Annotated in this window: 11 protein-coding genes; 7 read left to right on the forward strand and 4 right to left on the reverse strand. The window is 56.1% G+C overall.

All coding sequences use genetic code 11. From position 1 onward, the window contains the following. Window position 1 precedes the first annotated feature (1 nt). From P8Z34_09780 to P8Z34_09790, 3 genes are all read right to left on the reverse strand, one after another. Window positions 2–1,027, reverse strand: a complete 1,026-nt coding sequence (locus P8Z34_09780) for a sigma-70 family RNA polymerase sigma factor (GenBank protein ID MEJ2550960.1) — start codon at window positions 1,025–1,027, stop codon at window positions 2–4. Window positions 1,028–1,377: 350 nt separating this feature from the next. Continuing rightward, a complete protein-coding gene (gene gyrB, locus P8Z34_09785) occupies window positions 1,378–3,303 on the reverse strand; it encodes a DNA topoisomerase (ATP-hydrolyzing) subunit B (GenBank protein ID MEJ2550961.1) in 1,926 nt (641 codons plus the stop codon). A 67-nt stretch (window positions 3,304–3,370) separates the two neighbouring features. Then, window positions 3,371–4,429 carry a hypothetical protein gene (locus P8Z34_09790; GenBank protein MEJ2550962.1) on the reverse strand — a complete coding sequence of 353 codons (1,059 nt, stop codon included), beginning with the start codon at window positions 4,427–4,429 and terminating at the stop codon, window positions 3,371–3,373. Window positions 4,430–4,587: 158 nt separating this feature from the next. Between P8Z34_09790 and P8Z34_09795 the strand changes: the two genes are divergently transcribed. Together P8Z34_09795 and murA are read left to right on the forward strand one after the other, a co-directional pair. Beyond that, window positions 4,588–5,415, forward strand: coding sequence for an SAM-dependent chlorinase/fluorinase (locus P8Z34_09795; GenBank protein MEJ2550963.1), 828 nt, complete (start codon window positions 4,588–4,590; stop codon window positions 5,413–5,415). A gap of 10 nt (window positions 5,416–5,425) precedes the next feature. Beyond that, window positions 5,426–6,712 (forward strand): UDP-N-acetylglucosamine 1-carboxyvinyltransferase, encoded by a 1,287-nt coding sequence (murA, locus tag P8Z34_09800; protein ID MEJ2550964.1) that lies wholly within the window; start codon window positions 5,426–5,428, stop codon window positions 6,710–6,712. An 85-nt stretch (window positions 6,713–6,797) separates the two neighbouring features. Here murA and P8Z34_09805 read toward each other — a convergent pair whose 3' ends face one another. After that, entirely contained in the window at window positions 6,798–7,559 is a 762-nt protein-coding gene (locus P8Z34_09805; GenBank protein MEJ2550965.1) for an AAA family ATPase, read from the reverse strand. A 193-nt stretch (window positions 7,560–7,752) separates the two neighbouring features. Between P8Z34_09805 and rpmH the strand changes: the two genes are divergently transcribed. From rpmH to P8Z34_09830, 5 genes are read left to right on the forward strand one after another with little or no spacing between them, the layout of a single operon-like run. Further along, window positions 7,753–7,929, forward strand: coding sequence for a 50S ribosomal protein L34 (rpmH, locus tag P8Z34_09810; protein ID MEJ2550966.1), 177 nt, complete (start codon window positions 7,753–7,755; stop codon window positions 7,927–7,929). 60 nt (window positions 7,930–7,989) lie between these two features. Then, window positions 7,990–8,340, forward strand: coding sequence for a ribonuclease P protein component (rnpA, locus tag P8Z34_09815; protein MEJ2550967.1), 351 nt, complete (start codon window positions 7,990–7,992; stop codon window positions 8,338–8,340). Then, window positions 8,330–8,623 (forward strand): membrane protein insertion efficiency factor YidD, encoded by a 294-nt coding sequence (yidD, locus tag P8Z34_09820; protein MEJ2550968.1) that lies wholly within the window; start codon window positions 8,330–8,332, stop codon window positions 8,621–8,623. The genes rnpA and yidD overlap by 11 nt, the downstream gene beginning before the upstream one ends. Before the next feature lie 7 nt (window positions 8,624–8,630). Then, window positions 8,631–9,752, forward strand: coding sequence for a PQQ-binding-like beta-propeller repeat protein (locus P8Z34_09825; GenBank protein ID MEJ2550969.1), 1,122 nt, complete (start codon window positions 8,631–8,633; stop codon window positions 9,750–9,752). Window positions 9,753–9,765: 13 nt separating this feature from the next. After that, window positions 9,766–10,539, forward strand: a complete 774-nt coding sequence (locus P8Z34_09830) for a YidC/Oxa1 family membrane protein insertase (GenBank protein MEJ2550970.1) — start codon at window positions 9,766–9,768, stop codon at window positions 10,537–10,539. Window positions 10,540–10,699: the final 160 nt, after the last annotated feature.

Genomic DNA, 10,699 nt, shown 5'->3' on the forward strand with positions numbered 1-10,699 from the left:
TTCAGCGGAGCTTCTTGGCGTTGTTGCGCATGCGGGAAAGTGCCTGGGATTCGATTTGTCGAACACGCTCGCGCGTGATCCCCATGCGATCGCCCACCTGCTGAAGCGCATAGGTTTGACCGTCTTGCAGACCATAACGCAGCATGATCACCTTGGCTTCGCGCGGTGATAAATCCTCCAACACTTCACGCACACGGTCGTAAATCAGACTTGTCTCAGCGGCTTCTTCGGGAGATTCCGCATCATCATCGGGCAGCATGTCACCCAGAAGTCGGCCGTCCTCATCATCTTGAGGTGTCTCGAGTGAGAGTGGATGCTGCGCGATCTTGATCGTGTCGCGAACCTCTTCCGGCGTCCTGTTCAAATTTTGCGCCAGTTCTTCAACCGTAGGTTCCCGGCCCAAATCCTGCGCGAGTTCGTGCCTGGCATAGTTGAGCCGATTGATCTCGGTCTTTTTATGAACGGGAAGACGAATCGTGCGGGCATGGTTGTCGATCGTGCGGGTGATCGCCTGGCGAATCCACCAGGTGGCGTAGGTGCTGAAACGAGTACCCCGGTCGGGATCGTACTTCTTCGTCGCACGGATCAGCCCGATGATGCCTTCCTGCACGAGGTCGATAAAAGGCATTCCACGCGACCGATATTTCTTGGCCACACTGACGACGAGGCGTGTGTTCGCCATGAGCAATCGCTCGCGAGCCGCCGAACCGGCTTCGATGATGGCATTCAATTCCTCTTTTCGCTTTTGACTGACATTCCCCTGCAGCAGTTCCTTGCGCGCCCTGCGTGCACGCTGCAGGCTGCGCGTCAGGGATACTTCTTCCTCCGCCGTGAGCAGCGGCGTCTGCGTGATGTCGTCCAGATAGGTTCGCCGCAAATCCTCGATATCGATCAAGGCGGGAAAATTCTTCATCACATCTATGTCCTTCTCATCCTGTAAATCCGAAGAAAGATCCTCATCATCCGGACTTTCTTCGAAATTAAGATCATTTTCAACCAATGTAACTTCTTCTGCTTCACTTCTCATAGTTTACTCTCATTTCTCTAGAGAAATTTACGCTGAGCCAACGGATTTACCCAAAAAACCCCTAACTAGCTCGATATTATCATGTATTATGGATAAAGTATATTAAATTTATATTAATTTAACATATTCCCCATATTAAATAGTCCGAAGTGAAAACGAAGGGGGAAGCGTCACAGGGCAGCATGTCCCACGCAGCAGACTTTCTTACCGATCGGACGACGTTTACCCGGGGCGTTCACAGCGTGCAGATTGAAACCGAGGAACAGGCAAAGCCAAGCGGAAACGAGTGATTTCGTTTGGCTTCAGGTCACTTTGCTGGATGGCCTAACGGATTGAAAGGTAGGATCCCCCTAGACGTCCAGGTTGCGCACCTCGCGCGCGTGGGTTTGAATGAAACGCCGCCGCGGCGGTACTGCGGAACCCATCAACATGTCAAAAGTGCGATCCGCAACCGCTGCGTCCTCGATCGAAACCTGTAGCAGTGTCCGATTCGAAGGATCCATGGTCGTCTCCCAGAGCTGATTCGGGTTCATCTCGCCAAGACCCTTATAGCGCTGTAGAGACGCCGACTTGGATTTGGCGCCCAATTCCTTCATCATCTTTTCGCGCTGCGCTTCGGTATAGGCATACTGGACCGTTTTCTTGTGGCCGATACGATACAACGGAGGCTGCGCAATGAAGAGGTGACCCTCATCAATCAGTTCCGACATGTAGCGGAAGAAAAACGTGAGCAGCAGCGTACGAATATGCGAGCCATCCACGTCCGCATCGGTCATGATGATCACGCGGCCGTAGCGCAACCCGGAAAGATCGAAACTCTCTCCGATGCTGGTACCCAGAGCCGAGATCAACGCCTTGACTTCGTTGTTGGAAAGGATTTTATCCAGCCGGGCGCGCTCGGTGTTGAGGATCTTGCCGCGCAGCGGAAGAATGGCCTGGAAGTGGCGGTCGCGACCTTGCTTGGCGGAACCGCCCGCCGAGTCGCCCTCGACGATGTACAACTCGCATTTGTTCGGATCGCGTTCCGAGCAGTCGGCAAGTTTTCCTGGAAGGGTGAGACTCTCCAGGGCGCTCTTGCGAATGACCAGATCGCGCGCTTTACGCGCCGCATCTCTGGCCCGGGCCGAGGTGAGGCACTTCTGAACGATCGCTTTCGCGGCTCTGGGATTCTCTTCCAGGAAAGCGGTGAACGCTTCACCGAGCACCTGCTGCACCTGGGTTTGAACCTCGGCGTTCATCAATTTCACCTTCGTCTGGCTTTCGAACTGGGGATCCGGATGTTTGATGCTCACGATAGCCGTGAGACCTTCCCGGGTGTCGTCGCCGGAAAAGTTTTGATCCGTGTCTTTGAGCAGGCCGTTTTTCCGCGCATAATCGTTGATCGTGCGCGTGATTGCCGCACGCAATCCGGTGAGATGCGTGCCGCCGTCCACCGTGTTGATCGTATTTGCGAAGGAATAAACCGACTCCGCATAGGCATCGGTATACTGCAGCGCAACGTCGATCACCGTGTCCTCGATTTCCTTCTCGACGTGCACGATGGGATGCAGCGTGCTGCGGTTTCGATTGAGGTAGCGCACGAAGGAGGTGATCCCACCCTCGAAATAGAAGGTCATCCGCCGGTCGCTGCGCTCGTCGACCAGGTTGATCGTTACACCGCGCGTGACGAACGCCATTTCGCGGAAACGCTGGAGCAGGGTTTCGAAACGATATTGGGGATCGCCCTTGAAGATTTCACGGTCGTATCGAAAATGCACTTTCGTCCCGTGAGCGTTTTTCGGGGCGTTCCCGATGACTTCCACGGGACCGGTCGGTGCGCCCCGTTCGTAACGTTGAGCGTGGACCTTACCGTCCAACTTGACTTCGACCTCACACCATTCCGAAAGGGCGTTCACAGCCGACACCCCTACACCGTGCAGGCCGCCCGAAACCTTGTAGATCCCGCCGCCGAATTTCGCCCCCGAGTGGAGGACGGTCATCACGATTTCCAGGGCCGGTTTTTTCTTCTGCGGATGGATATCCACAGGGATCCCGCGTCCATCGTCCTCGACGGTCACGCTGCTGTCTTCATGCAGATAGACGTCGATATTTTCGCACACACCGGCGAGCGCTTCGTCGATCGAATTGTCCACCACCTCGTACACCAGGTGATGCAGCGCTTTGATGTCCGTACCACCGACGTACATCCCCGGCCTGCGTCGAACAGCTTCCAGGCCTTCGAGGACCTGGATGTCTTTCGCCGCATAACTGCTGACTTCTTGCTTACGCTTGGTCACTATCTACTCCTCTTGCGAACACCGCTGGTCTGATCGAGGCACGAGGCGCTGCACGTTGTCCCTGAAGCTACTCTGAAGCGCGTCCGGCACCATCTGCGGTCGAAAGGCCGTCCAGGGACGAGGCCATCAACGCCGCCAGCCACTCCCGGCGTTCCTGGTAAAAAACATAGCTGGCTGCGAGGAACGTCGCGGCCACGAAGGCATGCCCGAAAACCGCCAGTGCCATCAACCAGGATTCATTCTCGGGCAGACTCCAGACATAGCGTCGAGCCGCCAGAGTTACCCCGCAGACCAAAAAAAGGAAAAGTACGGTGCTTACGAAGTTCATGCGCACAAAATACACGCTCTCCAACATGGAACGCAGCAAGCCAAATCCTTTGAGCACAATCCCGTGGATGGAAAAAAACAGGTAGATCGCAAGCCACGAGCTGATGCTCAAATAACTGATCATGAGCGTTATGCCGAGAATCTCACCAATTTGTCCACCGAAAACGAAACCTGCGAAAGCGATCAGTAACGACGTGATCAATGCAAACAGCAGGGCGGCTATGAAGGCACCCAATCCGAGAACGAGTGAACGTCCCCAGGTCACCCAATTCGAGCCAACTTCAGAATCCGGCACGACCTGGCTGGCCACCTTCCGGTGGAAAAAAACGCCGAAATACATACCGGCAATCAAGCAGGCAACCCAGATCAAGAGCGCGGCGCCAGCATTATCGACGGTAACCACCGCTGGTTTTCCGATGGGCGTTTCCATCGGAAACAGGGAGGCCATCAGACTTGGAATGCCCGGTGAAAGACTGCCCAGACCCACCAACAGATTGAAAGGCAGCCCCAATGGAAACACACTCAACCCACTCAGAATGTTTAGCCCATGGCTGATCTCATCGAAATTCAGTGCTGCATCGTCAGCGCTCGTAAAATCAGCCGCCGAAGCGTCGATCAAAGCCAGATCTTGAGGGATCAATGGTTCGATCGAAACGTGCGGACCGAACCATAGAAATAAGTCCAGCAGCAGAATGGGAAGAATCAATTGTGGTTTTGCGGCCACCCGATCGAAACCCGTAACAATGGCCGAAAACACGCCAATCGGTCTCGATTGTGGGTCAATCACGGGACTGTTCACGAAACCGGATTCTACCATACAACCCCGTATCGCGCCGTATTGCAAAGGCGCGTTTGCGAGGAGAAATCAACGATTCACCACCTGTTGGACGACGCTGCCCCTTGCCCCGATTGACCGGCCTGCACGACTCCATTAGAATGATTGCACGGGAGCATTGGTTGCCGAAAACAATCGTTTTGTTGACGGATTTTGGAACGCAGGACGCATACGTCGGCATCATGAAAGGCGTCATCGCCGGGATCGATGCGCAAGCGCGCATGATCGATCTTTCGCACAACATTCCACCCGGCGACATCCATCGTGCCGCGTTTGAATTGTGGCGAGCTGTCAACTACTTTCCCAAGGACAGCATCTATCTCACCGTCGTAGACCCCGGCGTGGGGACGACGCGGCGGTCCATCGCAGTCAGGTGGTCCAGCTTCGCCGCCGTCGGCCCGGATAACGGCGTCTTCTCCTATCTCTACGTTCACGAAAATCCACTCGCCGCCGTTGAACTGACGAACACCGCTTATCATCTCAATCCCACCAGTCAGACTTTCCACGGTCGGGATATTTTCGCTCCCGTCGCGGCGCATCTCTCCAGCGGCGTGCGATTCAAAGACGTAGGCAAACCGATCGAGCATCCCATCCGTTTCCCCATGCCGTTACTCCAGGTCGAACGAGGACCGACGATTCGCGGCGCGATCATGCACGCCGATCGCTTCGGAAATCTCATCACCAGCATCGGCTTTCTGAAGCACGAGGGTAAAACGCTCACTTTCGATCCCTGGCTGCCCGAGTTGCCCAGCATCACTTTTAAAGGAGAGCCGCACGTCTATCTGAAGAATCATTATCCGCTTCCGATCCATTCGACGTTCATGGAAGTCCCGGAGGGACGCCCCGTGGCCTACATCGGCAGCTCGGGCCTGTTGGAAATCGCCATCAACGCCGGAAACGCAGCCGATACGTTGAAACTATCTCCCGAACAGCGAGTATTACTCCACTGAGAGGAGCGTCATGCCCAGTTTTCTAATCGAAGGCCGTCATCCGCTTCAAGGCGAGGTAACCCCTTCCGGCAACAAGAACGCCGCGCTTCCCCTGTTGACCGCGTGCCTGCTCACCGACGAAGCCGTCACACTGCACAACGTGCCCTCCATCGGCGACGTGAGTACCATGCGTCTGCTTTTGGAGAGCCTGGGGCTTAAGATCGAACTGCTCGGCCCCAATTCCTGGAGACTTCAGGCCCAACAAGTGCGCCTTGCCGATTTGGATCCGGATCTCTGCCGCAGCATCCGCGCCTCCATCTTGCTGGCCGGTCCGATGTTGGCCCGAACAAGAAGCATCGACATGCCGCCACCGGGTGGAGATGTGATCGGAAGGCGGAGAGTCGATACCCATTTGCTGGCCCTGCAAGCGCTTGGTGCAGAAGTCGAATATCAGGACAGGGAGATCAAACTCTCCACTCCCGGCAGGTTACAGGGCACCGAAGTCTTGTTGGACGAAGCGAGCGTGACCGCAACGGAAAACACGATCATGGCCGCCGTCACCGCAGCAGGCAACACAGTCGTTCGCAACGCAGCCTCCGAACCACACGTACAGGACCTGTGTAATTTCCTCAATACGCTCGGCGCGAAGATCGAGAACATCGGGTCGAACACCCTGCTGATCCACGGAGTCGATCGATTGCACGGCGGTGAATTTACCATCGGCCCTGATTACCTCGAGGTCGCCAGTTTCATCGGCGCGGCGATCGTGACCGGTGGAGAGGTGACCATCCGGAAAGCCGCCCCACAGCATTTGAGCATGGCGCGCCTCGTGCTGGGACGTCTCGGAGTCCATTGGGACGTCGTTGGCGAAGACATCTTCGTGCCGGCCGAACAAGATCTGACCATCGAGCAAGACGTGGGCGGGAAAATCCCCCAAATCAACGTCATGCCCTGGCCGGCCTTCCCGACAGACCTGATGAGCGTCGCCATCGTCATCGCCTCGCAGTCCAACGGAACCGTGCTCTTCCACGATTGGATGTTCGAGACGCGCATGTTCTTCACCGACAAATTGGTCTCCATGGGGGCACGCATCATCCTTTGCGACCCCCATCGCTGCATCGTGCAAGGCCCGAGTCCCCTCGTTGGCGAAACGCTGGAGAGCCCCGACATCCGCGCCGGACTGGCGCTTACCCTCGCCGCGCTCGCTGCCAAGGGCACTTCGCACATTCGCAACATCAGTCAGATCGAACGGGGATACGAACGGATCGACGATAAACTGCGTTCCCTGGGCGGCCACATTCACCGCCTGGAGGACTGATTCACAGCATCAGGACTTCACGCTTCGACTGCGGGTTTGTTTTCGTCGATTCGCAAAGGGGCGTTGAGCTGCTCATCCGGATGGCTCAACTCATCTGGGTGAGCGAATCGGCACGGATGACTTCCTCCGCCAAACTGCGGTAGGCGTCTGCAACGGAACTGCGAGGTCTGTAGGCAAGCACGGACTTCCTCGCCGCCGGCGCAGCCATGACCGCTTCATCGACATCGATCACCGTTTGAAAGACTCTCTCCTGAAAGACCGCGCGCAATTCCGTCACCACCAGCCGGGAATGCTCCGAATCACGCCGGAACATGGTTGGCAAGAGGCCGAGCAAATCCAGGTCCGGATGCACCCGTTTCTGCACCAGCCATACCGTCTCCAACAGCGCCCGGATGCCGCGCATCGCCAGGTATTGACAACCCACGGGAACCAGGAGTTCGTCTGCGGCCACCAGGCCGTTGACGGTCAACAAACCCAGGCTGGGAGGGGTATCGATAAGCACGAAATCCACTGCGTCGGATTTATCCCCGATCGCCTGGCGCAGTCGCTGTGTGGAATGCTTGAAGCGGGTCAGCGAATAATCCGCCGCAGCCAGGTCGACACCCGCCGGTACGAGCCACAGCCGCTCTTCTATCGGCTGAACGACCCGCTCCAGGGTCACATCGTCGTCCATCAACAATGCGTAGGTCGAGGTCTTGAGTTGATAGGGATCGACTCCGAAACTGGCCGTCAATCCGGCCTGCGGATCGATGTCGATCAACAGCACGCGTCGATCACGCTCGGCCAGCGCCGCGCCCAGATTGATGACGGTGGTCGTCTTTCCGACGCCGCCTTTCTGATTCGCCACCACGATCACGCGCCCCATGGGCGTGAGTATAGTGCACCCATGTCGACCAAGCAATACGAGCGCCAAGGATAGGACCCGGCCGCTCCACGATGATTACACTGCCAATTGACCACGAACGGCCCATACGGTATAATCCTCCGGCGCTGTTAACGCAGCTCGATATGACATTTATTGGATGTTTGGATAGGATCAAATGCCAAAGCGAACGTATCAACCGAAAAAACGCCGCCGGTTACGGGTTCACGGATTCCGCAGTCGAATGAAGACACGCGGTGGTCGTGATGTTCTCAAAGCACGACGCCAGAAAGGCCGGCACCGTCTTTCCGTCCGGATGAATCAGCACGTTAAAAAGGTCAACTGGAAAGCTTAGCCAAGCGATCATACGAGAGACGGTTGCCTACCCGACAGATAAGCTATTCAGACCAGATGGATGAACCGGAAACATCGGCTCAAAAGTACGTCCGATTTCAAGCGGGTGCGGCGTAATGGGAAATCTTATGCCCACCCGCTCGTTATTCTGCTCGCCTGCTCGAACGATCGTGCAGTGATCCGTTTCGGCGTGCAGGCCGGCAAAGCGGTGGGAAATGCCGTACGACGCAATCGTGCCAAGCGTAAGCTGCGCAGTGCAATTCAGAAGTACCTGCCCGGCCTTCAACGTGGATGGGACGCGATCTTCATCGCCCGTCCTCCGCTGAACGAAGCGGACTGGACCGCGGTCCACACTGCGGTGAGAGAATTACTTACCCGAGCGGGAATGTTGGTGGATAATGATGGACAGTGAATATAGGAAAGTAACCGGAACAGAACACGAACCAGACCTTACCGAAATTCCGTTCACCCTGCGGAATCTGCCTAGCTTGTCCGCACTCGCCCTCATTCGCCTTTACCAGAATACGTTTGCCCGGTTGATCCCCGTCGAGGTATGCCGCTTTCAACCGACCTGCTCGCATTATGGGTACCAGGCGATCGTCAAATACGGGCTGTTCAAGGGCGGTTGGATGGCGATCCGCCGCATCATGCGCTGCAATCCTCTTAACCCGGGTGGATTTGACCCGGTGCCATAGGTGTTCAATGTCGAAACTCTTTCGTAAAAAACTCTACGTTGCAACCATTCTCAGCCTGCTGCTCATCGCTCCGCTTCTGTTAACGGGTTGCAGTGGAAGCGTTTTCGCGGCGTCCAGCTGGCCCGGTCTGACGATCGAAGGATCGACGTTCTACGTCGCCTATGGGCCTGCCGTATATGCCATCGACGTGGAGAGCGGAAATGAACTCTGGCGCTTCCCTGCTGAACCGGACCGCACGCTCAGCTTCTACGCGCCTCCTGCGGTGACCGACGGCAGTTTGGTGATTGTCGGCGGCTACGACAATGGAGTATATGCACTCGACGCGGAAACGGGCTCCTCTTCATGGGCTTCCGCATTCCAAGACGCCAAAGACCGCATCATCGGATCTCCGCTGATCGTGGGCAATTTGGTGCTGGTGCCGTCGGCAGACGGCCGGTTATACGCCCTCGATGTTGATTCCGGCGAACCGGTCTGGGATGAGCCGTTCCAGGCGTCCGAAGACCCGGGACCGCTCTGGTCGTCCCCGATCGTCGATGAGCAGACCATCTACCTCGCATCTCTCGACCATCATGTCTACGCCATCGATCTTTCCAGCGGGAAAGAAATATGGCGGACGGTGGACCTCGGCGGTGCGATTTCCGACTCGCCGACGCTCAGCGACGGCCTGATCCTGGTGGGAACCTTCGGCGAATCACTGGTCGCCATTGACACGATGGACGGATCGGTTCAATGGACGTATGAGACCGCCGGCTGGGTTTGGAGCAGCCCCGTGGTTTTCGACGGCGTTGCCTACTTTGGCGATACCACAGGCATCGCCTACGCCGTCGAAGCTGAAAATGGCAACGAACTTTGGCAGAAGACGATCGACGGTTCCATCGGGGCTTCCCCTGCCGTCGACGAGAACGGTGTTTACTTCGTCACCGAAACCGGAGTCGTACACGCAGCCGACCCGTCCTCCGGTGGTGCAGTCTGGCCGAACGATACCACTCTCGAAGGAAAATTACTTTCCGACCCCGTCTTGTACAACGGCCAACTGTTCCTCGGAGCGATCGCACCAGAGTGTATGGTTTACGCCGTCGATATCGATTCCGGCAGGTCGGGATGCTTCTTCTCACCTGAGGAACAATAGGGATACGCCAACAATGTGGAATTCACTCATTTTAATGCCGATGATCAACGCCCTGCTGCTCATCTATCAATTATTGGGCACCGGGCCGAACACCTTCGGGTGGGCCATTATTATTTTCACCGTCCTCGTACGTTTGATTACGCTGCCGTTCACCTATCAATCGATGAAGAGTTCCATGATCATGCAAGAACTGCAGGGATCGAAAAAATGGAAGAAGCTCCAGGAAAAATACAAGGACGACAGACAGAAGCTTGCTGAAGAGCAGATGAAGCTCTACCAGGAAAAAGGTTACAACCCGTTCAGCGGATGTCTGCCTACCCTGCTCAACCTGCCGATCATCCTTGGGCTGTACCAGGCGATCATCCGCACGATGGCGGCGACACCCGTTCAATTGCTCGATCTTTCCAAACTGATCTATCCGTTCACGCCGACCTCTTTGATTCCGCTGAACAGCACCTTTTTCTACATGAACCTGGGACAGCCGGAGCGCCTGGTCCTTCCCTTCCTCAACGGGGTTAGCTTCCTGCAGGGTGGGATCCCATTGCTGGCAATCGTGGTTGCAGTTACGTCGTACTTTCAATCCAAGCTGACGACTCCCACAACCAGTACGGATCAGCAAAGCAGCGGGATGATGCAGATGATGACCATATATATGCCGCTCATCATGGGCTACCTGGCCTTCACATTTTCTTCGGGCCTTGCGATCTACCTGGTCGTCTCCAATATTTTGGGGATCATCCAGGGTGTCGTCATTCGCAGATTACGCGAGAATGCCGCGGCGGGATGATCCTGTCGTTGGTTTGTTACGCCATAAGGACAGATGATGTCAGAGATGAGAACCAGCCTTGAAGTCATCGCTCCCAACGTTGAAGAAGCAATTGCCCGAGGGGCAAACGAACTTGGCCTGCCTCCTGAAGCTTTCGACGTCGAGGTCATCGACGAAGGCG

The organism is Anaerolineales bacterium (assembly GCA_037382465.1).
GTDB lineage: Bacteria > Chloroflexota > Anaerolineae > Anaerolineales > E44-bin32 > WVZH01.